At 71.8% G+C, this 26012-nt stretch carries 21 protein-coding genes and 1 pseudogene; 14 read left to right on the forward strand and 8 right to left on the reverse strand.

Going from position 1 to position 26012, the window contains the following annotated elements; all coding sequences use genetic code 11:
* The first annotated feature begins 55 nt into the window (after positions 1 to 55).
* A complete protein-coding gene (gene icmF, locus VA596_RS35715) occupies positions 56 to 3289 on the forward strand; it encodes a fused isobutyryl-CoA mutase/GTPase IcmF (RefSeq protein WP_323333035.1) in 3234 nt (1077 codons plus the stop codon).
* On the opposite strand, the gene VA596_RS35720 is transcribed toward icmF, so the two are convergent.
* The gene (locus VA596_RS35720; protein WP_323333036.1) at positions 3286 to 4062 is read right to left on the reverse strand and encodes a hypothetical protein; all 777 of its coding nucleotides are present in this window, start codon (positions 4060 to 4062) and stop codon (positions 3286 to 3288) included. The genes icmF and VA596_RS35720 overlap by 4 nt on opposite strands.
* Positions 4059 to 4769, reverse strand: a complete 711-nt coding sequence (locus VA596_RS35725) for a class I SAM-dependent methyltransferase (protein ID WP_323333038.1) — start codon at positions 4767 to 4769, stop codon at positions 4059 to 4061. The genes VA596_RS35720 and VA596_RS35725 overlap by 4 nt, the downstream gene beginning before the upstream one ends.
* A gap of 106 nt (positions 4770 to 4875) precedes the next feature.
* Between VA596_RS35725 and VA596_RS35730 the strand changes: the two genes are divergently transcribed.
* Both VA596_RS35730 and VA596_RS35735 read left to right on the forward strand, forming a co-directional pair.
* Entirely contained in the window at positions 4876 to 5706 is an 831-nt protein-coding gene (locus tag VA596_RS35730; protein ID WP_323333040.1) for an LLM class F420-dependent oxidoreductase, read from the forward strand.
* 46 nt (positions 5707 to 5752) lie between these two features.
* Positions 5753 to 6745 carry a TIGR03557 family F420-dependent LLM class oxidoreductase gene (locus VA596_RS35735; protein WP_323333042.1) on the forward strand — a complete coding sequence of 331 codons (993 nt, stop codon included), beginning with the start codon at positions 5753 to 5755 and terminating at the stop codon, positions 6743 to 6745.
* Between the two features lie 39 nt (positions 6746 to 6784).
* Here the strand turns inward: VA596_RS35735 and kstR are convergent, their stop codons facing one another.
* Positions 6785 to 7417 carry a cholesterol catabolism transcriptional regulator KstR gene (gene kstR, locus VA596_RS35740; RefSeq protein ID WP_323333044.1) on the reverse strand — a complete coding sequence of 211 codons (633 nt, stop codon included), beginning with the start codon at positions 7415 to 7417 and terminating at the stop codon, positions 6785 to 6787.
* A 146-nt stretch (positions 7418 to 7563) separates the two neighbouring features.
* On the opposite strand from kstR, the gene VA596_RS35745 reads away from it, so the two are divergent.
* The 3 genes from VA596_RS35745 (at position 7564) to VA596_RS35755 (ending at position 14158) form a co-directional block, all read left to right on the forward strand.
* The gene (locus VA596_RS35745; protein WP_323333046.1) at positions 7564 to 9606 is read left to right on the forward strand and encodes an acyl-CoA dehydrogenase; all 2043 of its coding nucleotides are present in this window, start codon (positions 7564 to 7566) and stop codon (positions 9604 to 9606) included.
* Between the two features lie 653 nt (positions 9607 to 10259).
* Entirely contained in the window at positions 10260 to 12998 is a 2739-nt protein-coding gene (locus tag VA596_RS35750; RefSeq protein WP_323333048.1) for a DEAD/DEAH box helicase, read from the forward strand.
* Positions 12998 to 14158: an SWIM zinc finger family protein gene (locus VA596_RS35755; protein ID WP_323333050.1), complete on the forward strand. Its 1161-nt coding sequence runs from the start codon at positions 12998 to 13000 to the stop codon at positions 14156 to 14158. The genes VA596_RS35750 and VA596_RS35755 overlap by 1 nt, the downstream gene beginning before the upstream one ends.
* 524 nt (positions 14159 to 14682) lie before the next feature.
* Here VA596_RS35755 and VA596_RS35760 read toward each other — a convergent pair.
* Positions 14683 to 15915: an alpha/beta hydrolase gene (locus VA596_RS35760; protein WP_323333051.1), complete on the reverse strand. Its 1233-nt coding sequence runs from the start codon at positions 15913 to 15915 to the stop codon at positions 14683 to 14685.
* Positions 15916 to 15980: 65 nt separating this feature from the next.
* On the opposite strand from VA596_RS35760, the gene VA596_RS35765 reads away from it, so the two are divergent.
* Entirely contained in the window at positions 15981 to 17369 is a 1389-nt protein-coding gene (locus VA596_RS35765; protein WP_323333053.1) for a WS/DGAT/MGAT family O-acyltransferase, read from the forward strand.
* On the opposite strand, the gene VA596_RS35770 is transcribed toward VA596_RS35765, so the two are convergent.
* Positions 17350 to 17850: a nitroreductase family deazaflavin-dependent oxidoreductase gene (locus tag VA596_RS35770; RefSeq protein ID WP_323333055.1), complete on the reverse strand. Its 501-nt coding sequence runs from the start codon at positions 17848 to 17850 to the stop codon at positions 17350 to 17352. The two genes, VA596_RS35765 and VA596_RS35770, sit on opposite strands and share 20 nt — an antisense overlap.
* 9 nt (positions 17851 to 17859) lie before the next feature.
* Entirely contained in the window at positions 17860 to 18744 is an 885-nt protein-coding gene (locus VA596_RS35775) for an alpha/beta fold hydrolase (protein ID WP_323333057.1), read from the reverse strand.
* Positions 18745 to 18830: 86 nt separating this feature from the next.
* Here VA596_RS35775 and VA596_RS35780 point away from each other — a divergent pair, with 86 nt between their 5' ends.
* The 6 genes from VA596_RS35780 to VA596_RS35805 all read left to right on the forward strand — a co-directional run bounded on the left by VA596_RS35780 (position 18831) and on the right by VA596_RS35805 (position 24192).
* Positions 18831 to 19877 (forward strand): acyl-CoA dehydrogenase family protein, encoded by a 1047-nt coding sequence (locus VA596_RS35780; RefSeq protein WP_323333059.1) that lies wholly within the window; start codon positions 18831 to 18833, stop codon positions 19875 to 19877.
* Positions 19878 to 19882: 5 nt separating this feature from the next.
* Positions 19883 to 21037 (forward strand): acyl-CoA dehydrogenase family protein, encoded by a 1155-nt coding sequence (locus tag VA596_RS35785; protein WP_323333061.1) that lies wholly within the window; start codon positions 19883 to 19885, stop codon positions 21035 to 21037.
* Positions 21034 to 21951 carry a bifunctional MaoC family dehydratase N-terminal/OB-fold nucleic acid binding domain-containing protein gene (locus tag VA596_RS35790; RefSeq protein WP_323333063.1) on the forward strand — a complete coding sequence of 306 codons (918 nt, stop codon included), beginning with the start codon at positions 21034 to 21036 and terminating at the stop codon, positions 21949 to 21951. Before VA596_RS35785 ends, VA596_RS35790 begins: the two co-directional genes overlap by 4 nt.
* Entirely contained in the window at positions 21948 to 22334 is a 387-nt protein-coding gene (locus VA596_RS35795) for a MaoC family dehydratase (protein ID WP_323333065.1), read from the forward strand. The genes VA596_RS35790 and VA596_RS35795 overlap by 4 nt, the downstream gene beginning before the upstream one ends.
* Positions 22331 to 23500 carry a lipid-transfer protein gene (locus VA596_RS35800; protein ID WP_323333067.1) on the forward strand — a complete coding sequence of 390 codons (1170 nt, stop codon included), beginning with the start codon at positions 22331 to 22333 and terminating at the stop codon, positions 23498 to 23500. Before VA596_RS35795 ends, VA596_RS35800 begins: the two co-directional genes overlap by 4 nt.
* A gap of 149 nt (positions 23501 to 23649) precedes the next feature.
* Positions 23650 to 24192: a DUF5134 domain-containing protein gene (locus VA596_RS35805; protein WP_323333069.1), complete on the forward strand. Its 543-nt coding sequence runs from the start codon at positions 23650 to 23652 to the stop codon at positions 24190 to 24192.
* Here VA596_RS35805 and VA596_RS35810 read toward each other — a convergent pair.
* Complete coding sequence (locus tag VA596_RS35810) at positions 24165 to 24713, reverse strand: LysR substrate-binding domain-containing protein (protein WP_323333100.1); 549 nt, start codon at positions 24711 to 24713, stop codon at positions 24165 to 24167. The genes VA596_RS35805 and VA596_RS35810 overlap by 28 nt on opposite strands.
* Positions 24714 to 24922: 209 nt before the next feature.
* A pseudogene (locus tag VA596_RS35815) lies at positions 24923 to 25093 on the reverse strand (helix-turn-helix domain-containing protein); the annotation flags it as partial.
* Positions 25094 to 25150: 57 nt separating this feature from the next.
* On the opposite strand from VA596_RS35815, the gene VA596_RS35820 reads away from it, so the two are divergent.
* Positions 25151 to 26011 carry an oxidoreductase gene (locus tag VA596_RS35820; RefSeq protein ID WP_323333070.1) on the forward strand — a complete coding sequence of 287 codons (861 nt, stop codon included), beginning with the start codon at positions 25151 to 25153 and terminating at the stop codon, positions 26009 to 26011.
* The last annotated feature ends 1 nt before the right edge of the window (position 26012 follow it).

A 26012-nucleotide genomic window follows, 5' to 3' on the forward strand; every position in this document is an offset into this window, starting at 1 on the left:
CCGCGTCACTGGTCGTCGGGTTTCCAATAGTAGGAAGTCCAAGTATTTTAAGGGGATGAGCAGTGAGCTGTACCGCCCCGCGCACCCCGTCCGGTTCGTCACGGCGTCGAGCCTGTTCGACGGCCACGACGCGTCGATCAACATCATGCGGCGGATCCTGCAGTCGCAGGGCGCGGAGGTCGTGCACCTCGGCCACAACCGGTCGGTCGACGAGGTGGCCACCGCGGCCATCGCCGAGGACGTCCAGGGGGTCGCCATCTCGGCTTACCAGGGCGGGCACGTCGAATACTTCTCCTACCTGGTCGAGCTGCTGCGCGAGCGCGGCGCCGGCCACATCAAGGTCTTCGGCGGCGGGGGCGGGGTGATCGTGCGCGAGGAGATCGACCTGCTGCACTCGCGCGGCGTCGCCCGGATCTTCTCGCCCGAGGACGGCTACGAGATGGGCCTGCCGGGCATGATCAACATGATGATCAAGGCCTGCGACGTCGACCTCGCGGCCGAGGGCCCGGCCCTCGACAAGGTGCTCTCCGGCGACGTCTCGGCCCTGGCGCGGGTGATCACCCAGCTGCAGGCGGAGCGGCTGTCCGAAGACCTGCTGAGCGGGATCACCGAAGCCGCGGGCAAGCGGGAGGTGCCGGTGCTCGGCATCACCGGCACCGGCGGCTCGGGCAAGTCGTCGCTCACCGACGAGCTGATCCGGCGCTTCCGCCTGGACCAGGAGGACAAGCTGCGGATCGCGGTGCTCGCGGTCGACCCGTCCCGGCGCAAGGGCGGCGGTGCGCTGCTCGGCGACCGCATCCGGATGAACTGCCTCGACGGCTCCCCGGTGTATTTCCGCTCGCTGGCCACCCGGACGACGTCCGGCGAGATCCCGGCCGGGCTGAGCGAGTCCATCCTGGCGTGCAAGGCCGCCGGCTTCGACCTGGTGATCGTCGAGACGCCGGGCATCGGCCAGGGTGACGCCGGCATCGTCGACTTCGTGGACCAGTCGCTGTACGTGATGACGCCGGAGTTCGGCGCCGCGTCGCAGCTGGAGAAGATCGACATGCTCGACTTCGCCGACGTCGTTGCGATCAACAAGTTCGAGCGCCGCGGCGCCGAGGACGCCCGCCGCGACGTCGCGCGCCAGCTGGTGCGCAACCGCGAGGCGTTCGAGTCCGGCCCCGACGACATGCCGGTGTACGGCACGAGCGCGGCGAAGTTCAACGACGACGGCGTCACCGCGCTGTACCAGCAGCTGCGGGGCCTGCTCGCCGAGCGCGGCCTGACCGTCTCGGCCGGGACGCTGCCGCACGTCGAGGGCAAGGTCTCGACCGACGCGAGCACGGTCATCCCGGGCACCCGCGCGCGGTACCTGGCCGACATCTCCGAAACCGTCCGCGGCTACCACGCGACGACCACGAAGCAGGTCGCGGCGATCCGCAAGCGCGAAGCACTGGCGCTGGCCAAGACCGAACTGTCCAAGGTGGACGCGGCCACCGACGCGCTGGACGGCCTGCTCGCCACCGCGGAGTCCGATGTGGACGTCGAGTCGGCGAAGCTGCTCGAGCGTTTCCACGTGCTGGCCGAGGAATACCGCCAGGACGAGCTCGTCGTGAAGATCCGCGACAAGGAGCTGCGCACCCAGCTCTGGCGCGACACGCTGTCCGGCAACCGGATCCCGCGCGTCGCCCTGCCGCGCTACGCCGAGTCCGGCGAGCTGCTGTCGTTCCTGCGTCGCGAGCACCTGCCCGGATACTTCCCTTACACCGCGGGTGTTTTTCCGTTCAAGCGCGACGGCGAGGACCCGGCCCGGATGTTCGCCGGCGAGGGTGACGCGTTCCGCACCAACCGCCGGTTCAAGATGCTCTCGGCCGACTCCGAGGCCAAGCGCCTCTCGACGGCGTTCGACTCGGTGACGCTCTACGGCCACGACCCGCACACCCGCCCCGACATCTACGGCAAGGTCGGCACGTCCGGCGTGTCCATCGCGTCGCTCGAGGACATGAAGGTCCTCTACGACGGCTTCGACCTGACCGCGCCGAACACGTCGGTGTCGATGACGATCAACGGCCCGGCGCCGACGATCCTGGCCTACTTCCTCAACACCGCGATCGACCAGCGCGTCGAGGCGTTCAAGGCCGAGCACGGCCGCGATCCCTCGGACGAGGAGGCCGCCGAGCTGCGCGAATGGGCGCTTCGCAACGTGCGCGGGACCGTGCAGGCCGACATCCTCAAGGAGGACCAGGGCCAGAACACCTGCATCTTCTCCACCGAGTTCAGCCTCCGGATGATGGCCGACATCCAGGAATGGTTCATCGAACACGGCGTCCGCAACTTCTACTCGGTGTCGATCTCCGGCTACCACATCGCCGAGGCCGGGGCGAACCCGATCTCGCAGCTGGCGTTCACGCTGTCCAACGGCTTCACCTACGTCGAGTCGTACCTGGCGCGCGGCATGGACATCGACGACTTCGCGCCGAACCTGTCGTTCTTCTTCTCCAACGGCATGGACGCGGAGTACTCGGTGCTCGGCCGGGTGGCGCGGCGGATCTGGGCGGTCGCGATGCGCGAGCGCTACGGCGCGAACGAGCGGTCGCAGAAGCTCAAGTACCACGTGCAGACGTCCGGGCGGTCGCTGCACGCGCAGGAGATGAGCTTCAACGACATTCGCACCACGCTGCAGGCGCTGTGCGCGCTCTACGACAACGCGAACTCCCTGCACACCAACGCTTTCGACGAGGCGGTCACCACGCCGTCGGAGGCGTCGGTGCGCCGCGCCATGGCCATCCAGATGATCATCAACAAGGAGTGGGGCCTGTCGAAGAACGAGAACCCGCTGCAGGGCTCGTTCGTCATCGACGAGCTGACCGACCTGGTCGAAGAGGCCGTCCTGCTGGAGTTCGACCGTATCTCCGAGCGCGGCGGCGTGCTCGGCGCGATGGAGACCGGCTACCAGCGCGGCAAGATCCAGGACGAGTCGATCCTGTACGAGCGCAAGAAGCACGACGGCTCGCTGCCGATCATCGGCGTCAACACCTTCCGCAACCCGCGCGCGGGCGAGGACGACATCGAGGTCGAGCTGGCCCGTGCGACCGAGGACGAGAAGAAGTCCCAGCTGGACCGGCTGTCGGACTTCCAGCACCGCCACAAGGAAGACGCCCAGCAGGCCCTGAAGGCGCTGCGCGAGGCAGCGACCCGCGGCGGCAACCTGTTCGGCGCCCTGGTGGACGCGGCCCGCGTCTGCACGCTGGGCCAGATCACGGAAGCGTTCTTCGAGGTCGGCGGCCAGTACCGCCGCAACGTCTAGAGCGCCACGCGCAGGTACGCCCGGTCGTCGAAGGAATTGGCGGCCGGGCGTTTTCCCTTGGTCTCCGGCGGGTCCAGCATCAGCGGGTCCCGCGCCAGCCGTTCGGCCAGCAGCCGCTCGGACGCGGCCAAGGTCGGCGCGGGGGAGGGGTAGCCGTCCGTGGTGATCACGACCTCGCGGACGCCCTCGGGTACCGGCACGACCTCGACGAACAGGTCCGGGACGTCCTGGCCGTCCAGCGCGCCGTAGCCGTAGCGCGGGTCCGGCCGGTTGCGCAGCCCGACCAGCGCGCGCAGCAGCTCCTGTACGGCCGCGCGTCCCGGATCCTCCGCCAGCAGCGTGGCTTCGGGGACGCCGTCGGCGAGGTGGCGGCGCAGCACCAGGGCGCGGGCCTCGGCCACGGCCCGTTCCCCGGACGGGCGTGGCGACACCGGCTTCCCGTCGAGCAGCACCCGGCCTTCGCCGACGCGCCAGATCTCGCGGCGGCCCAGGTGCAGGACGCAGAACGAGACCGCCGAACCCACGCCCGCGTCTCCCAGCAGCTCCCGGACCAGCGCCGTCGCGCTGTCGACCGCTTCGCGCGCCGGGCACCCGGCCGCGGTGGCGGCCAGGTGCCCGGCGACGGCTTCGGCGAGGGTGGCGCCGTCCGGTCCCGCGTCCCACGGCTTCTTCGTCGCGCCGTCGGCGACGCCGAGCACGTGCTCACCCAGGACCAGCCGGTCGGCGCAGGGGTCGTCGCCGGCGCGCGGCACCACCGACGACTCGAGGATCACGCGGCCGAACGTACCGCCTTCAGCTGCCAGACCGGCACCAGGACGCGGCCGTCGGCGTCGGTGTCGAGGGTGGCCAGCGCGGACGTGTCGGCCTCGGGGTCGAGGATCGCCCGGACGCTGGCCTGCAGCTCCTCCGCACCGAACGCGGTGGTGTAGCGGGCGGGTTCGAGCCGCTCGATCGTCCAGTCCTTCCCGACGGTCTCCCGCAGGTTCTCCTCGCTGATCAGGTACGGCGCCGGGAACGCGTCCGGCACCTCCGGGGAGAAGCAGAAGAGGTGCAGCCGCGCGCCCGGCCGCGTCGCGCGGGTGAGCGCGGCGAGGTACTCGTGCCGCGCGTCCTCGTTCAGGCAGTGGTAGAGCGCGCTGTCGAGCACCGTGTCGAAGCGACCTTCGTACCCTTCGAGCTTCGTCGCGTCGGCGACGGCGAACGTCACCCCTTCGGCGCGGGTGCGGGCCTGTTCGACGGCCGACGGCGCGCCGTCCAGTCCGGTGACGCTGAGCCCCCGCGAGGCGAGGAACCCGGAGTTGTCACCGAGTCCGCAGCCGACGTCGAGCACCTCGCCGGTGAACTCGCCGGCGTCGGCCAGCGCGACCACCAGCGGCTGCGGCGCGCCGAGGTCCCACGGCATCTTCCGCCCCATCGGGGTGGCGCCGCGGTAGGCCTGCTCGAAGTCGAGGTCTTCGGCGTTCATGCCCGGATTCGTCATCCTTGCCCCCTATTCAACGTATGATGAGATAACCTCATCGTGCGACGGTGAGTGCACGACTGTCAACCCGGGGAATACGGCGGCGGGGCGAGGGGTAGTCGTTGATATGAAATTCGGGATCTCGACGTTCGTGACCGACGAGGGCATCCGGCCGGACGTGCTGGGCGCCGCACTGGAGGAACGCGGCTTCGACTCGCTGTTCCTGGCCGAGCACTCGCACATCCCCACGAGCCGGGAAAGTCCGTACCCGGCCCCGGGCGGGCTGCCGGAGAAGTACAAGCGCACGCTCGACCCGTTCGTGGCGCTCACCGCGGCCGCGACCGCGACGTCCGAGCTGCTGCTCGGCACCGGCATCGCGCTGCTGATCCAGCGTGACGTGATCCACACCGCCAAGGAGGTCGCCTCCCTCGACCTGATCTCCGACGGCCGCGTGCTGTTCGGCGTCGGCGTCGGCTGGAACCGCGAGGAGATGGCCAACCACGGCACCGACCCGAAGACCCGCGGTGCGCTGATCGACGAGCAGCTGGCCGCGCTCAAGGAGATCTGGACGAAGGACGAGGCCGAGTTCCACGGCAAGTACGTCGACTTCGACCCGATCTTCGCCTGGCCGAAGCCGGTGCACAAGCCGCACCCGCCGATCTACATCGGCGGCGAGAGCGAGGCTGCGGTCCAGCGGCTGATCAAGTACGGCGACGGCTGGCTGCTGCGCGGCAACCTGCACTTCGACGAGGCCAAGAAGGTGCGCGACCGGCTGAACGCGGCGGGCCGCGAGGACGTCCAGTTCGCCGTCTTCGGCGGCGACACGAAGGCCAAGGTGATCGACGGCTTCCGCGACGCGGGCACCGAGCGGTACACGTTCATGCTGGAGACCATGCCGGAGGCCGAGACGCTCAAGGCGCTCGACGAGCTCGCCGAGGTGGCGGCGGCGCACCGGTGATCGTGGTTCGATGGCGGGAGGGATTCGAAATGAAGGAGCAGGACGCGTGAGTGAAGTGCAAATCGGTCTCGCCGCGGCGCTGGAGCAGTTCTCGCCGCGGGAGTCGATCCGGCTGGCGAAGCTGGCCGAGGAGCAGGGGTTCTCCGGCCAGATGGCGGCCGACCACTTCCAGCCGTGGGTGCCGCAGCAGGGTGAGGCTTCGTTCGTGTGGAGCGTGCTGGCGTCGCTGGCCGAGAACACGACCGGTGACCTCGGCCCGGGCGTGACGTGCCCCTCGTTCCGGCTGCACCCGGCGATGGTCGCGCAGGCCGCGGCCACCCTCGAGGCCACCTACCCGGGCCGCACCTGGCTGGGCATCGGCTCCGGCGAGGCGCTCAACGAGCACATCATCGGCGGGTACTGGCCGGAGGCCCCGGAGCGGGTCCGGCGGATGTTCGAGGCCCTCGAGATCATCCGGAAGCTGTTCACCGGCAAGGACGTCAAGCACTCGGGCGAGTTCTTCAAGCTGCACACCACGCGCTTGTGGACGCTGCCCGAGGGCCCGCCGCCGCCCGTCTACATCGCCTCCGCGGGCCCGTACACCTCGCGCAAGACCGGTGAGCTGGCCGACGGCCTGATCACGCCCGGTGCGTCCATCGACAAGCTGGCCGGCATCGTGGAGAACTTCAACCAGGGCGCGAAGAAGGCCGGCAAGGACCCGGACTCGATGCCGAAGCTGCTGCAGGTGCACCTGTCGTGGGCCGAGGACGACGAGACGGCCTGGGCCAACGCGCTGGACCAGTGGCCCAACGGCGGCATGAAGTTCCCGAAGGCCGACGTGCGCTCGCCGTTCGACTTCGCGCAGATGGCGAAGCTGGTGCGGCGCGAGGACTTCGAGGGCCGCATGGTCGTCTCGAGCGACCCGGACGTGCACCGCGCGGCGCTGCAGAAGTACGTCGACGCCGGCTTCAACCGGATCTACATCCACAACGTGGGCCGCAACCAGGACGAGTTCCTGAACACCTTCGGCAAGGAAGTCCTGCCGAAGCTCAACGCCTGAGTCGTGCGTGGTGGAGGCCGTCCCGCTCCGGGGCGGCCTTCACTTGTCGAGCAGCAGGTGGACCGAGAGTTCGAGGCGGTTCGCGACGTCGGCGGCCGAGGCGCGGCGGGTCACCCACGCCACCAGGTTCGCCATCCAGACGTCCGCGACGACGTGGAAGATGTCGCGGTCGCCCTCGGTCGGGTCGGTGATGCCCATCGCCTGGGCGAACATGTTCTCCATCAGCCGCCCGACCTGCTCGACCTCGGCCGCGGCGGACGTGTCGGCGAACATGAACGCGCGCACCATCGCCTCGGTGAGGTGCGGATCACGCTGCATCAGCCGGGTGTTGCGGCCGAGCACGAACATCAGCCGCTCGGCCGGGGTCTCGCCCGGGATGGCCTGGCGCTCCAGCTTTTCCTGCGCCCGCTCGAACTCGCGCGCCAGTCCGGAGACCAGCAGGTGGATCTTCGACGGGAAGTACCGGTAGAGCGTGCCGAGGGCGACGTCCGCCTTCTCGGCGACGGCTCGCATCTGGACGGCGTCGTAGCCGCCCTTCGAGGCCAGCGCGAGGGTGGCGTCGATGATCCGGCGACGGCGGTCGCGCTGGGCGGCCGAACCGAGCTCGTCGGCGCCGATCGCGCTCAGCCCGTTACCGCGCGCCTTGGTCGGTGCCTTGGCCTTGCCGGGCATCGGCGTCCCCCGTCCTTCGGAACTTGTTCCAGTTCACGACGTAGAGTACCTGTCCTGGCGAAACGTTCAACCAATGACCCACTGGCCGAAAAACTGTAACACGTTCTACACTCGCGAGTAGCGTCCCTTATACGCGAGGAGCCTCGATGCCGGTCGCGCTCACCGACGAACAGGCCGCGCTGGCCGCGGCGATCCACGCCTGGTCCGCCGCCCATCGGCCGCTTGAGGCCGTCCGTGCGGCCGAAACCGGCCCGCCGGCGGCGATTCCCGCGGGCTTCGCGGACCTCGGCCTGTTCGGTGTCGCACTGCCCGCCGCCGTCGGCGGGGCCGACGGCAGTATCGCCGACCTGGCCGCCGGGCTCGCCGCGGCGGCCGAGGACTTGGTGCCGGGCCCCGTCCTGAGTACCGCCCTGGGTGGGCTTTTGCTCGCTTCGGTGGCCGAAGCCAAGGAGCTGCTCCCGGCGCTGGCCGAGGGGACGGCCACGATCGCAGTCCTGCTGGACGAGCCCGCCGACGACGTCCTCGTGCCCGGTGCGCACCCGGGCTGCTGGCTGCTGGTGCCCTCCGGCGACGGCCACGTGCTGCTCGCGCCGGGCACCCCCGGCGTCACGATCGAACCGGTGGCGCCGTTCGACTTCTCGCGGCCGCTGGCGCGCGTCCACATTTCTGAGGTCTCCGGTGAGGTCCTGACGCTGCCGCCGGTGGCCGGGCTCGCGGCGACCCTGGCCGCGGCCGAAGCCGCCGGGGTGGCGCGGCGGACGCTGACCATCGCCGTCGAATACGCCAAGGTCCGCGAGCAGTTCGGTCAGCCGATCGGGGGATTCCAGGCGATCAAGCACCTGTGCGCCGAGATGCTCTGCCGCGCCGAAGCGGCCGAAGCGCTGGCCTGGGACGCGGCGAACGGGCAGCACCCGCTTTCGGTGGCGAGCGCGGCCGTCGTCGCCCTCGACGCCGCCGTCGCCAACGCCAAGGACTGCGTCCAGGTGCTCGGCGGGATCGGCTTCACCTGGGAGCACGACGCCCACCTCTACCTGCGCCGGGCCGTCGCGCTGCGGCAGTGGCTCGGCGGCTCCGGGCCGTGGCGGCGCCGGGCGTCCGACCTCACCCTCGCCGGGACCGAACGCACGCTCGGCGTCGACGTCGGGGACGATCCCGTGCTGCATGACGAAGTCGCGCGGATCGCCGCTCTGGCCGGGGCCGAACAGCGGATCGCGCTGGCCGACGCGGGGTTGCTGACCCCGCACTGGCCGGTACCGTTCGGCCGCGGTGCCGACGCCGCCGCCCAGCTGCGGATCGACGGTGCGCTGGCCGCCGCCGGCGTGCACCGTCCGGACCTGGTCATCGGCGCGTGGGCGGTGCCGACGATCCTCGAGCACGGCAGCGACGAGCAGCGGGAGCGGTTCGCCCGGCCCACCCTGCGGGGCGAGCTGACGTGGTGCCAGCTGTTCAGCGAGCCCGGCGCCGGGTCCGACCTGGCCGCGCTGCGGACGGCGGCCCGGCGCGTCGACGGCGGCTGGCGGCTGAGCGGGCAGAAGGTGTGGACGTCACTCGCCCGCGAAGCCGACTGGGGGATCTGCCTGGCGCGCACCGACCCGGACGTCCCGAAGCACAAGGGCATCACGTACTTCCTGGTCGACATGCGCGCCGAGGGCATCACGACGCGGCCGCTGCGCGAGATCACCGGCGAGGCCGTGTTCAACGAGGTCTTCCTCGACGACGTCTTCGTGCCGGACACCGACGTCGTCGGCGAGCCCGGCGGCGGCTGGCGGCTGGCGCGCACGACCCTGGCGAACGAGCGGGTCGCCCTGGGCGGCGGGTCCGCGGTCGGCGAGAGCGTGCAGCAGCTGGTGTCCACAGTGGACGCGTCAGCGTTGGACGACGTGGCCCGAGACCGCCTGGGCGAGCTGGTCGCCCAGGGCGTCGCGGGCTCGGTGCTGGACCTGCGGGCGGCCCTGCGCCGCCTCGGCGGCCAGGACCCGGGCGCGGAGTCGAGCGTCCGGAAGCTGCTCGGGGTCCAGCACCGCCAGGACGTCGCGGAGTTCGCCCTGACCCTGGGCCCTGCCGCCCTCACCGCCGACGGTGCCGCTCAGCACGAGTTCCTGCTGACGCGCTGCCTCTCGATAGCGGGTGGCACCACCCAAGTCCTGCGCAACCTCACAGCAGAGCGCCTACTAGGCCTCCCACGCTAACCCCGCCCCCACCACAAGCCCGCTCTCAATCACGCGATCCCCGCCCGCACCACACAAGTCCCGCCCGCACCACAAAGCCCCGCCCCCAATCACACGAGTTCGCCCCCGATCACGCGAGTCCCGCGCTCAGCCACATGAGTCCTGTCGTCAATCACACACGCCCCGCCCCAGCCACGCGAGTTCCGCTCCCAATCACACGAGTCCCGGGCCCAGCCTCAATGAGTTCCGTCCTCAATCACGCGAGTTTCGCTCCCAACCACGCGAGTGCGGCTGCGATGCCGCGTGTCGTCCCTCCAATCACGAGTGATGCCTCCCCAATCACACGTGATACCCCTCCAATCACACGTGATGCCCCTCCAATCACGGGTGATGCCCGCCCAATCACGGGTGATGCCTGCTCAATCACGGGTGAAGCCCCGCCCAATCACGCGAGCCGACCCTCCAGGTGCGTGAGCCGACCGCCCAGGTGCGTGAGCCGACTCCCCAGGTGCGTGAGCCGACTCCCCAGGTACGCCAACCGACTCTCCCAGTACGTGAGCCGACCATCCGGATACGAGATTTCCCGGGGGTGAGTTGCGCAACAAGACGGTGCGAACGGCCCGTTCGTGCCGCCGGGCCCGAAACTGTCGGGCCCGTGTTCTAGCGTTGCGGGCGTGGAGTTCAGCGCACAGACCCAGGCCACCTACCTTCCCTCGGACCCGCCGAGGGAAGGCGTGCTGGCGTTGTGGGGCGAGGGCGTCTCAGGCGGCACCACGATCGAGCTGGTGCTGCCCCGGGGCGGGAAGCTCGCGCGGACGAAGGTCGACGCCGAGCTCGTCCCGCTCGAACGTGCGCTGCCGCGGCTGCTGACCGTGGGGGAGGAGGCGAGCCCGGCCGTCGCGGCTTGGTCGGCGGCCGTCAACGCCGGGGTGAACCTCGTCGCCCGGGGGCGGCTGCGTCCGGGCGTGACCGCCGGCGGGGTCGGCTCGTGGCGGATCGGGCCGCTGGACGCCGCGGACGAGGAGCTGCTGCGCGGGCTCGCCGGCGCGTTGCCGCCGGAGGCGTACGCGCTGCCGTTGACCGGGCTGAAACGCATCCGGCTGCACTCGCCGGACTCGCTGGTGCGCGCCCTCTGGGACGCGACGGCCGACCTGCTGGTGCGCAGCCCGGCCGCGCCGGTCGGGGCGGGTGATCCGGCGTTCGCGGCGCGGGAGCCGGCGCTGCTCGGCCCGGACGGCGCGGCTTGGCTGGCCGAGCTGGAGGAGCGCGAGCCGCGGGGTGCCCAGCTCATCCTGCGGGTCGAGGCGCGCGGCGAAGACGCGTTCGCCGGGGTGCTGGCGGTGCGCAGCACGGCCGAGGCGAGCCTGGTGGTGGAGGCGGCGACCCTGTGGGACGCGCCGGACGCGGTGCTGAACCGGCTCGGCGACCAGGTGGAGACGCAGTTGCTGCTCGGCCTGCGTCGCGGCGCGCGGGCGTGGCCACCGCTGGGCCGGGTGCTGGCCGAGTCCGCGCCCGCGGAGCTGCGGTTGTCGGACGACGACGTCGTCGACCTGCTCACCGACGGCAGCCGTGACCTGGGCGGCGCCGGGATCGAGGTGCTCTGGTCGAAGGGCCTGTTCGCGGGCGAAGTCAAGGCGAAGGCGAGCGCGACGCAGGCGCCGGCGAGCGTCACGGGCCCGGACTTCGCGCTGCGGACGATGCTGGAGTTCCGCTGGCAGCTCAGCCTGGGCGGCGAGCAGCTGACCGAAGCCGAGGTCACGGCACTGGCCGAGGCGAAACGGCCGCTGGTCCGGCTGCGGGGCCAGTGGGTGCGCGTCGACCCGCAGCTGCTGGCCAAGGTCCGTGGCCGCAGCCGCAAGCTCGAAGCGGGCGAGGCGCTGGCGGCGGCCCTCACCGGCGAGCTGGAGCTGGACGGCGAACGGGCCGAGTTCGCGGCCCCGTCGGTGCTGGGCGGGCTGGCCGAGCGCCTCCGCGACCGCCCGGGCGACCTGGTCAGCCCGCCAACGGACCTGCAGGCGACCCTGCGGCCGTACCAGCAGGCGGGCCTCGCGTGGCTGGCGACGATGACCGGCCTCGGCCTGGGCGCGTGCCTGGCCGACGACATGGGCCTGGGCAAGACGATCCAGCTGATCGCGCTGCACCTGCACCGCCGATCCCTGGTCGGCGGGCCGACCCTCGTCCTCTGCCCGACGTCCCTGCTCGGCAACTGGGAACGTGAGTTCGCCCGCTTCGCCCCGCACATCCCCGTCCGGCGGTTCCACGGCGGCAGCCGGCACCTCGACGACCTCGCAACCGACGAGGTCGTCCTGGCCACCTACGGCGTGCTGCGCCGCGACCGTGAGACACTGTCCGAAGTGGACTGGGGACTGGTCGCCGCGGACGAGGCGCAGCACGTGAAGAATCCGCTGTCCGCCACGGCCAAGGAGCTGCGCAAGATCCCGGCGCGGGCGCGGGTGGCGCTCACCGGCACCCCGGTGGAGAACCGGCTCACCGAACTGTGGTCCATTGTGGACTGGACGACACCTGGGCTGCTCGGCCCGCTCGACCGCTTCCGGCGCACGGTGGCGCGGCCCATCGAGCGCGACCGGGACAAGGCGGTGACCGAGCGGCTGGCCACGACCGTGCGGCCGTTCCTGCTGCGGCGGCGCAAGAGCGACCCGGACATCGCCCCCGAGCTGCCGCCCAAGACCGAGACCGACCGCTTCGTCCCGCTGACCGCCGAGCAGACCACGCTGTACGAGGCGGTCGTGCGGGAGAACCTGGCCGAGATCAAGGCGACGCAGGGCATCCAGCGGCGCGGGCAGGTGCTGCAGCTGCTCACCGAGCTCAAGCAGATCTGCAACCACCCGGCGCAGTTCCTCAAGGAACCGCACGGCACGCTCACCGGCCGGTCGGGCAAGCTCGCCGCGTTCGAGGAACTGCTCGACGTGATCCTCGACGAGGGCGAGAGCGTGCTCGTGTTCAGCCAGTACGTCCAGCTGTGCAAGCTGCTCCGGCGGCGGCTGGAGGACCGCGGGCTGCCCGCCGAGCTGCTCTCCGGCGAGAGCTCGCCCGGGCAGCGCCAGGACATGGTCGACCGGTTCCAGGCCGGGGAGATCCCGGTGTTCCTGCTCTCGCTGAAGGCCGGCGGTGTCGGGCTCAACCTGACGAAGGCCACGCACGTGATCCACTACGACCGCTGGTGGAACCCGGCGGTGGAGGACCAGGCCACCGACCGCGCCTACCGGATCGGCCAGGACCGGCCGGTCCAGGTCCACCGGCTGATCGCCGAAGGCACGCTGGAAGAGCGGATCGCCGTCGTGCTGGAGAAGAAGCGCGGGCTCGCCGAGTCGATCGTCGGCGCCGGGGAAGACTGGATCACCGAACTGTCCGACGACGAACTGGCCGACCTGGTGCGGCTCGGGAGCGGGTGATGCCGCCGCGGCGCAACTTCGGCACCACGTGGTGGGGCCGCGCGTGGGTCGACGCCCTGGAGCAGCGCGCGAAGCTCGACCCCAACCGGCTGCCGCGCGGGCGGACGTACGCGCGCAAGGGCACGGTCAGTGAGCTGGAGGTCGGTGCCGGGGCGGTGAGCGCCCGGGTGCGGGGCAGCCGGCCCCAGCCGTACCGGGTGACGATCACCATGCGCACCTTCACCGACGGCGAGTGGGACACCCTGCTGGGCGTCGTCGGCACGCAGCTCGGGCACGCGGCGGCGCTGCTCGACGGCGAACTGCCGGGCGCGCTCGCCGAGCAGGCCCGCGAGGCAGGCGCCGACCTGCTGCCGGGGCCGGGCGACCTTCGGCCGCGGTGCTCGTGCCCGGACTCGGCGAACCCGTGCAAGCACGTGGCCGCGGTGTACTACCTGGTCGCCGACGAGGTGGACCGCGACCCGTTCGTGCTGTTCCTGCTGCGCGGGCGTCCCCGGGCGGACGTCCTGGCCGAGCTGCGCGCCCGCCGCGCCCCGGCGCGGGGAGAGCGGCCGAAGCTGCCGAAGCTCACGGACCAGGGGCTCTCACCGAAAGCCGCCTACGCGCGCCGGCCGGGTGCCATCCCGGCGCTGCCGCCCCCACCGCGCACCGCGGGACCACCGGCGGTGCTGGACCTGGACCCACCGGCGAGCACCGGCTGGACGGCAGCGGCCCTGTCCGCCCTCGCGGCGGACGCGGCCTCCCTGGCCCGCGACCTCCTGGTCGGCGGCGCGACAGCGGCCGAGCTGACGTTCGAAGAGGACCTGGCCCGCCGCGCGGCCGGCCGCACCCCGGCCGAGGTCACAGCCTTGGCCGAGGCAGCGGAGATACCCCCACGCGACCTGGCCCGCTGGGCAGAGGCCTGGCGAGAAGCAGGCCGCGGCGGCCTGACAGCGCTACGCGAGACCTGGCAGCCGGGCCCGGGGCCCCTATCCGAGGCCCAGACCATCCTGGCCGACGCAGGCTTCCCGGGCACCCCGAGAACCTGGCGCAACCGGATCACCCAAGGAAACCTGCAACTCCGCTACGGCCGCGACGCCCGCTGGTACCGCTTCATGCGCTCAGGCACGGAGTGGCGCCTGGACGGCCCGCCTTCGGCAAGCCCGGTGGATTTGGCTTACTGATCGTGGCCGACGGCGCCGCTACGGCCGCTGGTACCGCTTCTACGGTCGGGCACGGAGTCGCGCGTGGACGGCCCGCCTTCGGCGAGCCCGGTGGACTTGGCTTACTGATCGCGGCTAACGGCGCTGCTTCGGCCGCTGGTACCGCTTCTACGATCGGGCACGGAGTCGCGTGGACGGCCCGCCTTTGGCGAGTTCGGTGGATTTGGCTCGACGGCACCGCTTCGGCCGTGATGTTCGCTGGTATCGCTTCGTGTGGTCGGGCTCGGAGTGGCGCTCGGACGGTTCGCCTTCGGCGAGCACGGTGGACTTAGCTCGGTGGCACCCGCCACGGCCGTGATGTTCGCTGGTATCGCTTCGTGTGGTCGGGCTCGGAGTGGCGCTCGGACGATTCGCCTTCGGCGAGGACCGTGGACTTGGCGCGGCGGCGCCCGCTGCGGCCGCGCTGCCCGCTGGTACCGCGTCGTGCGCTCAGGCGCAGGGCCCACCTTCGGCAAGTCTGGTGGACCTCGCGTTCGGGACCGCGGTTACTGAGCCGCCTTCCACTGCAGGTACGTGTGGTCCAGGAACCGCGCCACCCCGCGCACTACGTGGGCGCTTCGCACCGACGTGAACACGTCGAATGCGTGCTGGGCCCCCGCCAACTCGGCATACGCCACCGGGTTCTTCGACTTCTCCCGCAGCCTCCGGACGAATTCCCGCGCCTCCCGGACCGGTACCAGGGAATCGTCGCGGCCGTGGATGACGAAGAACGGGGGTGCGTCCGAGGTGATGCGGTCCAGCGGCGATGCCGCGATGTAGTCGTCCAGGTGGCTCACCGGGTCGCGGTCGGGCGCGAACACGCGCCGGGCCAGCAGGCTCTCCAGGCGGTACTTGCTGGCCGGGGAGCCTGACGTCGCCGCGAAGTCGTATACCCCGTAGTGCGGTGCGGCCGCCTGGACGCTCGTGTCGATGGACTCGAAGCCCGGCTGCAGGGCCGGGTCGTTCTGGGTCAGGGCCAGCAGGGCCGACAGGTGGCCGCCTGCCGAGCCGCCCGTCACCGCTACGAATCGCGGGTCGCCTCCGTAGGATGCGATCTCCCTGCGGATCCACGCAAGCGACTGCTTCGCCGCGACGATGTGCGCGGGCCAGCGGTGGGCCGGCGACAGCGGGTAGTTGATCGCGACGCACACCCAGCCGCGGCGCGCCAGGTAGCGCATCAGTGGCCGGCCCTGCTCCTCCTTGTTGCCGATCACCCACGCGCCGCCGTGGACCTGCAGCAGCACGGGCGCACCGGTCACCGGCTCAGAAGGGCGGTAGACGTCCAGCAGGAAACGCTTGCCGCCCGGGGCGTAGGCGATGTTGCGGTCGACCTGGACGTCCGGCGCGCCCATCCGGAACGGCAGGGCCAGCTCGCTCCACGGCAGGCCCAGGTCGGAGCGGCCCAGCTCCTCCGCGTAGTCGTCGCCGAGGGCCTCCGTCAGGGCGCGCTCGATCTCGTCGCGGGCGCCGTGGCCCGTGCGGATCGACGCGCCGAGCCCCACGGCCGTGGCCGCGGCCAGGCCGAGACCCACCTGGGTCGACCGGTCGCGCACGCCGTGGCGCGCCAGGTGGACGGCCGTGTCCGCGGCCGTCAGCGCCAGGAACTGGGGCGCGAGCTCGCTCGTCAGCCACCCGGCGAAGAACGCCGGGACCGACGTCGAACGCGCCCGCAGCGGGCGGAGGGCGTTCGCGGCGAGGCCGAGCTGGACCGCACGGCGGATCAGGAAGTTCGGCTGCACCCCCGCCATGGTACCGACGAGTAGGGTGACGCGCCGCTCACGGGAAGTGGCTTAGGCTGGCGGACATGCAGAGACTGAGCGGCCTCGACGCGAGCTTCCTCTACCTCGAGACGTCGTCGCAGGTCCTGCACGTCTGCGGCCTGATGACCCTCGACGGCTCGACCGTCCCCGGCGGCTACACCTTCGCGAAACTCAAGCAGCGCCTGGAAGAACGCGTCCGGGTGATCCCGGCATTCCGCCGCAAACTGCACAATCCACTCTGGAACCTCAGCCACCCCGTGTGGGTCGAGGACGAGGACTTCGACCTCGACCACCACGTGCACCGCATCGGCGTGCCCGCCCCCGGCGACCGCGTCGAGCTGGCCGAGCTCTGCGCGCACATCGCCGGGCAGCAGCTCGATCGCGCGTACCCGCTCTGGCAGCTCTACGTCATCGAAGGCCTGGCGAACGGCGAGATCGCGGTGCTGCTGAAGATGCACCACGCGAGCGTCGACGGCGTGAGCGGCGCCAGCCTGATCACCTACCTGGCCGGCCTCGAACCCGACGCGCCCGCGCCGGAGGTCACCGAACGGGCCAACTCCGGCGTCCCGGCCGGGTTCGACATCCTGCGCTCCGGTGTGTTCAACGTCGTGAAGGGGCCGCTGGAGGTCGCCCGGCTGCTGCCGGACCTGCTGGAGCTGGTCCCGCGCTGGCTCGGGAAGGCGTTGCGGGGCAAGGGAATGCCGATCCCGTTCACCGCGCCGAGGACGTCGCTCAACGGCACGATCACCGGCCACCGCAGCGTCGCGTACGCCCAGCTCGACCTCGACGACGTCAAGCACGTGAAGAACGCCTTCGGGGTCACGGTCAACGACGTCGTGCTCGCGCTGGTCGCCGGCGCGCTGCGGGAGTTCCTGTCGGAGCGGGGTGAGCTGCCCGAAGACCCGCTGGTCGCGACCATCCCGGTGTCGGTGCACGACCGGACCGAACGCGACCACGGCAGCAACAAGGTCTCCGCGTTCTTCGCCTCCCTGCCGACGCACCTGGCCGACCCGGCCGCGCGCGTGTTCTTCCTCGCCGAGGCCAACCGGCTGTCGAAGGACCACCACTACGACATCGACGCCGACATGCTGCAGGACTGGGCCCAGTTCTCCGCGGCGACGGCGTTCGGCATGGCGGTGCGGGCCTACTCGGCGCTGCGGCTGGCCGAGAAGCACCCGGTGGTGCACAACCTGGTCGTCTCCAACGTGCCCGGCCCGCCGATGCCGCTCTACCTGCTCGGCGCGCGGATCACCGGCCTCTACCCGCTCGGGCCGGTCTTCCACGGCGCCGGGCTGAACGTCACCGTGCTGTCGAACGCGGGCAAGGTGCACGTCGGCCTGCTCGGCGCGCGCGAGCTGGTCAAGGACCTCTGGCCGCTCGCCGACGCCCTCCCGGACGCGCTGTCGGAGCTGCTCAAGGCCGCGCCGGGCTGAGCACCACGACCGGGATCTCCCGGTCGGTCCACGCCTGGTACTTCGCGAAGTCCGCGTACAGCTCGACCAGCCGCGGCCAGAGCTCGGCGCGCTCCTCCGGCCCGGCGACCCGCGCGGTGACGGGGACGTCGCGGCGGCCCTTGAGGTGGACGCGGGTCCCGGGGTGCGCGACCAGGTTGAAGTACCACTGCGGGTGCTTCGGCAGACCGCCCTGGGACGCGACGATGACGACGTCCTCGCCGGCGCGCAGGTACAGCAGCGGGGTGGTGAACAGCCGCCCGGACCTGCGCCCGCGGTGCTCCAGCAGCAGCGTCGGCACCGGCTTGCGGAACCCGGCGCCGACCCGCCACTTGCTGCCGACGCGCCCGCCGGTCAGCCGGAAGACCGCGACCTGGGCCTTCGCCCCGTACTTCATCGCCGCCGCGGTGACCGGCGAGTCGAGGCCGTCGGGGGCCTGGTCGGGCAGGCTGAAGCGTCCCATGTGAACTCCTTAGCGAGCGTGCACCGACGTGACCGCGGCCAGCAGCGCGGGCACGAACTTGGCGGCGGCCAGGACGCACGCGGCGTGCCCGGCCGGGATCTCGTAGGTCGCCGCGTCCGGGATCCGGCGGGCGAGGGCGCGCTGGTGGTCCGGGGCGATGAACCGGTCCCGGGTGGTCACGACGACGGCGGTCGGCAGCCGCAGCGTGTGCAGCCACGGCGTCGAGTCGAACCGGCCGATCTCGTCGACGGCGACCGCGATCTCCCACGGCGTTGTGGAACGGAACTCCCGCAGCGCCCACCGGTGGTCCTCGAGCCGCGCCAGCTGCTCGCGCCGCGGTTCGCCGGGGATCGTCCCGAGCCGGATGCGCTCGCGCAGCTGCGTCAGCGTCCGCCCGAAGACGTCGAGCGCGACCCGTTGGCGCAGGCCGCGGCGGAAGTTGCTGGCCGTCGAGCAGAGCACCAATCCGGTAACACGTTCTGGTTCGGCGTGCGCGACGAGCTGGCCGACCATCCCGCCCATCGAGTAGCCGCCGACGGCGAACTGCCCGATGCCCAGCGCGTCGGCGACGGCGGTGACGTCGGCGGCGCAGTCGGCGAGCCGGAACTCCGGCGAGCGGATGCCCTGGCCGTGCCACCGCTGGTCGAACACGACGACCCGGTAGTGCCGCGCCAGCCGCTCGAGGGCCGGGTACCAGGTCAGCAAGCCGGTGCAGGCCACCGAGTGCAGCAGGACCAGCGCGGGCGCGTGCCGCGGGCCGACGTCGGTGACGACCGTCTTGCCGCGGCCGGGCAGGTCGAGGGGAATCGGGTCGGGTACCCCGGCTGTCGGCGGCACGGTGACCAGCCGCCGGGTCGCGCGCCAGCCCGCGCTGCCCGGTTCGATCACCGGCATTCCGCTCCTCCAAGGGGTTGCCGTCCAGGACGTTTACGGCTAAGACTAGAACAGGTTTCAGTATTGCGCCGATCCGGAGGACAGGCGTGGACTTCACCCTTGACGATACGCAGACGGAGATCAGCGCACTCACCGCGAAGGTGCTGAGCACGGACGACCAGTGGCGAGCGCTCGCCGACGCGGGCCTGCTGGCGCTCGCACTGCCCCCCGACCTGGAGGGCGACGGCTTGGGCGTCGCGGAAGTCGCCCAAGTGCTGACCGAGGTCGGCCGCGCCGCCGCGCCCGTGCCCGCTTACGCCGCGCTCGCCCTGGGGGTGCTGCCGGTGGAGACGCTCGGCACGCCCGGGCAGCGCGCGGAGCTGCTGCCGCAGGTCGCGGCCGGGGAGGCGCTGCTCACCGCGGCCCTGCACGAGCCGTCCGCGCCACTGGCCGCTCAACCGGCCACGACCACCCGGGCGAGGGACGGCCACTGGCTGCTCAGCGGCGTGAAGACCGCCGTTCCGTACGCCCAGGAGGCCGCCCGGATCCTGACGCCCGTGACGACCCCGAGCGGCACCGCCGTCTTCCTGGTCGATCCGCGCGCCGACGGCGTCACGCTGGTCCCGACCCGCACCTCCGCCGGGACACCCGAGTGCACCGTGCGCTTCGACGACGTCGCCGTCGAAGAGTCCGACCTGCTCGCCGACCACGGCGCGGTCGAGACCCTGCACCGGTTCGCGCTGGCCGGCGCGCTTTCTGTGGGTGACGGCCTGCTGGCGGGCGCCCTGAACCTGACAGTGAAGCACGTCGGCGAGCGGGCCCAGTTCGGCCGGCCACTCGCGACGTTCCAGGCGGTGGCCGGGCAGATCGCGGACGTCTACGTCGCCGCGCGGACCGTGCACCTGGCCGTGACGTCCGCGGTGTGGCGGCTGGCTTCGGGCCTCGACGCCGACGCCGAACTGGACGTCGCCGCCTACTGGCTCGCCGAGCAGGCGCCGGTCGCGCTGGCGACCTGCCACCACCTGCACGGCGGGGTCGGCGTCGACGAAACCTATCCACTGCACCGGTATTCGTCGCTGGTGAAGGATCTCGGCCGGGCGCTCGGCGGCACCGCGCACCGGCTCGGCAGGCTCGGCGAACGAGTGGCGGGGTGAGCGGGATGCACGTCGAACTGACCGCGGCGCAACAGGAACTGCGCACCGAGCTGCGCGCGTACTTCGCCGGGCTGATCAGCCCGGAGGAGCGCCAGGCGATGCGGCGCGAACGCCACGGGCCGGTGTTCCGCGAGATCGTCGCCCGGATGGGCCGCGACGGCCGGCTCGGCGTCGGCTGGCCGGTCGAATACGGCGGCCAGGGCTTCGGCGGGATCGAGCAGCACCTGTTCGTCGACGAGGCCTCCCGCGCCGACGTCCAGCTGCCGTCGGTGACGCTGCAGACGGTCGGGCCGACCCTGCAGCAGTACGGCACCGACGAGCAGAAGTCCTTCTTCCTGCCCAAGATCCTGGCCGGGGAGATCCACTTCGCCATCGGCTACACCGAACCCGAGGCCGGCACCGACCTCGCGGCGCTGCGGACGACGGCGGTGCGCGACGGCGACGAGTACGTCGTCAACGGCCAGAAGATCTTCACCACCGGCGGCCACGACGCCGACTACATCTGGCTCGCCGTGCGGACCGCGCCGGACGCGCCGCGGCACAAGGGCATCTCGATCCTCATCATGGACACGAGCGACCCCGGCTACTCGTGGACGCCGATCATCACCTGCGACGGCGCCCACCACGTCAACGCGACGTACTATTCGGACGTTCGCGTCCCGGTGAACCGGTTGGTGGGCAACGAGAACGAAGGCTGGCGGCTGATCACGACCCAGCTCAACCACGAGCGGGTCATGCTCGGCCCGGCCGGGCGGATCGGCGGCCTGTACGACCGGCTCCACGCCTGGGCCACGGCCCACGCGCTGCTGGACCTGCCCGACGTGCGGGCCGTGCTGGCCGAGACCCTCGCCGTGGCGCGGGTCAACGAGCTGCTGAACTGGCAGGTCGCCGCGTCCGCGGCGAGCGCGCCGGTCGTCGTCGCCGACGCGTCCGCGACGAAGGTGTTCAGCTCCGAGGTCATCCAGCGGATCGGCCGGTCGATGGAGGAGCTCGTCGGACGCCACGGCGACCTGGCCGATCCGGACACCGCCGAGCTGGCGGAATGGCTGGACCTGCAGGCGAAGCGCAACATCGTGCTGACGTTCGGCGGCGGGGTGAGCGAGATCCAACGGGAGCTGATCGCGTCGATCGGCCTGGGACTGCCGAGGGTGCCACGATGAACGACCAGGACATCACCGATACCGCGGCGAAGATCGCCGCTCGCGGGGAGTGCGCGCCGCACCTCGGGCGCGACCCGGTCAACCAGGCGATGGTCAACAACTGGACCGAGGCCATCGGCGACGGCAATCCGGTGTACGTCGATCCGGAGTTCGCCGCCAAGAGCGTCCACAAGGGACTGGTGGCGCCGCCCGCGATGGCCCAGGTGTGGACGATGGGCGGCCTGAACGCGCCGCGCGGCACCGACGATCCGCTGCGGCTCATGATGGATCTCCTCGACGAGGCGGGGTTCACCTCGGTCGTCGCGACCAACTCCGAGCAGACCTACCACCGCTACCTGCGCCACGGCGAGCAGGTCGAATCGCGGACGGCGCTGGAAAGCGTCGTCGGGCCGAAGAAGACCGCGCTGGGCGAGGGCTGGTTCGTCACCACGCGCGTGACCTGGTACGTCGAGGACGAGCCGGTCTCGGAGATGATGTTCCGGGTGCTCAAGTTCCGGCCGCCCGCACCGAAACCGCCGCCGGCCCCGGTGCTGCGGCCGGTGATCAGCAAGGACACCGAGTTCTTCTGGGACGGCCTGAAGGCGGGCGAGCTGCGGATCCAGCGCTGGGGCGAGACGTTGCGCCACCCGCCGGGCCCGATGCCGCCGGACGGCGACCTCGACGCCAAGCCGGACTACGTCGTCGCCAGTGGCCGCGGCACGGTGTTCAGCTACGTCGTGCACCACCACCCGCCGGTGCCCGGGAAGACCCTCCCGTTCGTCGTGGCTCTGGTGGAGCTGGAGGAGGGCGTCCGCGTGATGGCCGAACTGCTGGACGCGAACCCGGAGGAGGTCCACATCGGACTTCCGGTGGAAGCCGCTTTCGTGAAGGTGGACGACGACCTGACCCTGCCCGCCTGGAAGGTGGCCCGATGACCGTCGCCGAAGGAACCGAGCTGCCGCCGCTGACGATCGAGGCGACCCCGACGTTCGTGGTCAGCACCGCGCTGGCCACCCGCGACTTCCAGGACGTCCACCACGACCGCGACTCCGCGGTGAATCGCGGCTCCAAGGACATCTTCCTCAACATCCTCACCGACACCGGCCTGGTGCAGCGGTTCGTGTCGGAGTGGGCCGGGCCGGAGGCGCTGATCCGGTCGATCAAGATCCGGCTCGGCGTGCCGTGTTACGCCTACGACACGCTGACGTTCACCGGCCGCGTGGTCTCGTGCGAAGGCCGGGACGCCGTGGTCGCGGTGTCCGGTGTGGACAGTCTCGGCGAGCACGTCGCCGGGACGGTGGAGGTGACCCTGCCGTGACGCTCTCGGGCAAGGCGGCCATCGCCGGCATCGGCGCGACCGAGTTCTCGAAGGACTCGGGACGCACCGAGCTGCGGCTGGCCGCGGAATGCGTGTCGCACGCACTGGCCGACGCCGGGCTCAAGCCGTCCGATGTGGACGGATTGGTCTCGTTCACCATGGACGGCAACGCGGAGATCGCGCTCGCGCGCGAGCTGGGCATCCCCGAACTCAAGTTCTTCAGCCGCATCCACTACGGCGGCGGCGCGGCGGCGGCGACCGTGCAACAGGCCGCGATGGCCGTCGCGACCGGCGTCGCCGACGTCGTGGTCGCCTACCGCGCGTTCAACGAACGCTCGGGCATGCGCTTCGGCCAGGTGTCCTCGGCCGCGGCCGGCCAGGTCAACTCCTCCGGCGTCGACAACGCCTTCCACTACCCGATGGGCATCGCGACCCCGGCGGCCACCGTCGCCATGGTCGCGCAGCGCTACCTGCACGACTACGGCGCGACGAGCGAGGACTTCGGCCGCATCGCGGTGATCGACCGCAAGCACGCGGCGACCAACCCGAGCGCGTGGTTCCACGGCCGGCCGATCACCCTCGAGGAGCACCAGGGATCGCGCTGGGTGGCCGAGCCGCTGCACCTGCTCGACTGCTGCCAGGAGAGCGACGGCGGGGTCGCGCTGGTCGTCACCAGCGTCGAACGCGCCCGGGACCTGGCCCACGCGCCCGCGGTGATCGCCGCGGCGGCGCAGGGGAGCGGGCCGGACCAGTACGTGATGACCAGCTACTACCGCGACGACCTGGCCGCGCTGCCGGAGATGGGCGTGGTGGGCCGCCAGCTGTGGGCGCAGTCCGGGCTCGGACCGTCCGATGTGGACGTCGCCGTGCTGTACGACCACTTCACGCCGTACGTCCTGATGCAGCTGGAAGAACTGGGCTTCTGCGGCCGCGGCGAGGCGAAGGACTTCATCGCCGACGGCGCGCTGGAGCTGGACGGCAGGCTGCCGCTGAACCCGCACGGCGGCCAGCTCGGCGAGGCCTACATCCACGGCATGAACGGCATCGCGGAGGGCGTCCGGCAGCTGCGCGGGGACGCCGCCAACCAGGTGCAGGACGTTGCCCATGTGCTGGTCACGGCGGGGACGGGAGTGCCGACGAGCGGGCTCGTCCTCACGAGTGACTGACCGTCCCCCTGGTGGGTCAACGGGTGTCACCTCATTGACGGCTGGTGTGCGTCCCCGCCGGATGTCACGGTGGAGGGACCATCCGCGACGCACAGTGAGGCCGCCATGCGTGAACCCGCCGAGCCGCCCGCCGTCGCGTGAGGGCGGGCGTGGACTGGGCGCTGACCGTGGTGTTCGCCGCCTTGGCGCTGCCCTGCCTGCTGCGGCTGGTCCGCCTCGACTACGTCCGCCTCGGCCGCGGCGTCCGCAATGGCGACCTGGCCGAGCTGCTGCTGGTCGTCGCGATGGTGGCGATGCTGTCGCCGGTCGGCGGCCCGATTCCGGCGGCCGGCTGGCAGGCGGTGCTGGTGCTGACGGCGGGCTGGTTCGCGCTCGCCTGGTGGCGCGAACGCCGGTCCGGCTGCGCGCACCACGCGCTGTCCGCGGTGGCCATGCTCTACATGGTCACGGCGATGCCGCACGACGGGATGGCGCACGGGCCGTGGCTGACGATGTCCACAATGGACACCCGGCTGGCCGCGCCCCTGGTCGCGGTGGCCGCGGCCGCCTACTTCGCCTTCGACGCGGCGCGCACGGGCGTGCTCATGGTGCGCGGGCCCGCGGTCGCGGTGTCCGGTCACGCGTCGCGCGCGGCCTGCCGGGTGGTAATGGGCGCTGGGATGGGCTACATGCTGCTCGCGGCGGCGCTGTGAACCGCTGACCGCAGGAACTCCTGGACGAGCGGGTCGGCGTCCGCGGTGCGGGTGACGGCGACGACCTGGCACGGCTCGGCGTCCTCGAGCGGAACGGCGACCAGGTCCTCCCGCAGGGTGTGGCGCCGGTCGCCGGCCGGGACGACGGCGATGGCGGTGCCCTCGGCGATGGCCTCCAGCTTGTCCGCGTAGGTCTCGGCCAAGGTGGGACCCACTGGCGCGGGTGCACTGTCGGCGCGGGGTTCGAGCCGCCAGAAGCTCGTCCACGCGGCACCCATGCCGGTGCAGCCCACCAGCGGTTCGGCGGCGATGTCGTCGGCCGTGACCGACTCCTTCCCCGCCAGGCGGTGCGCTCGGGCACGAGCAGGACCCGCGACTCGGAGTACAGGACCGTCAGGTCGAGGTCGTCGGCCGGGATCGGCAGCGGGGTGCGGGTGACCAGCACGTCGACCTGCCGGTCGAGCAGCATCGCGGCGTCCTCCGAGCCGACGTGCCGGGTGCGGACGTGGGCGTCGGGACAGCGGCGGCGCAGGTCACGGACGGCGGGAGTGACGACCAGGTCGTCGGCGTACCCGACGGTGATCGTGCGCGCCGGCGCCGCGGCCCGCGCGGTGACGACCGCCTGCCGGGCGCCGTGCAGCAGTTTCTGGGCCTGGGGCAGGAAGGCCGCACCGGCGGCGGTGAGGCGGCTGCCCTGGGTGGTGCGGTCCAGCAGGCGCACGCCGAGGGTGTTCTCGAGGCGCTGGATCTGCCGGCTCAGGGCGGGCTGGGCCACGTGCAGCTCCGCGGCCGCCCGGGCGAAGTTCAGGTGCTCGGCGACGACCGTGAAGTACCGGACCAGCCGCAGGTCCAGATCGGGAGACACCCTCACAGGGTAGTCCTCGTGATGCCTTTCCGGCATGACGACGTGCCGAACCGGTCTTGGACGCCCGCACCGGCCCGGTGCTGTCCTTTTCGTATGACCATTGGGACCACGCCCATCCCCGATCAGACCGGCCGCACCGCGATCATCACCGGCGGCAGCAGCGGCATCGGCAAGGCCACCGCGGCGGCCCTGGCCGCGCAGGGGGCCCGGGTGATCCTCGCCGTGCGCGATCAGGCCCGGGGCCGCGCGGCCGCCGCCGAGCTGGGCGGTCTCGCCGAGTCACGCCCGCTGGACCTCGGGTCGCTGGCCTCGGTTCGGGAGTTCGCCCGCACGGTGGACGGGCCCGTCGACTACCTGATCAACAACGCCGGCTCGATGACCGCGACCCGCCGGCTCACCGCCGACGGCTTCGAGAGCCAGTTCGGCGTCAACCACCTCGGGCACTTCGCGCTGACGAACCTGCTCCTGGACCAGGTCACCGGGCGGGTGATCACCGTGTCCTCCACCAACCACCGCAAGGCACACCTCGATTTCGCGGACCTGCAGTGGGAGCGGCGGCCCTACCGGCCGTTCGGCGCCTACGGCCAGACGAAGCTGGCCAACCTGCTGTTCACCCGGGAACTGCAGCGCCGCCTGGAGAAGGCGGGCTCGTCGGTCCTGGCCACGGCGGCGCATCCCGGCTGGGCGGCCACCGGGTTCACCATGACCACCGGACGGCGGGTCGTCGACGGCGCCCTCGCGCTGGGCACGCGGCTGCTGGCCCAGAGCCCTGAAGGGGGAGCGCGGCCGGTCCTCTCGGCCACCGTCGGCGACGTCCCCGGTGGCAGCTTCTCCGGACCCCGGTTCGGGGTACGCGGCCCCGCGGCCCTCGAGGAGATGTCCGGTGAAGCCCTCGACGACGACATCGCGTCACAGCTCTGGGAGGTCTCCGAACGCCTGACCGGCGTGCGCTAGC

This window comes from Amycolatopsis heterodermiae (assembly GCF_034929455.1).
GTDB lineage: Bacteria > Actinomycetota > Actinomycetes > Mycobacteriales > Pseudonocardiaceae > Amycolatopsis > Amycolatopsis heterodermiae.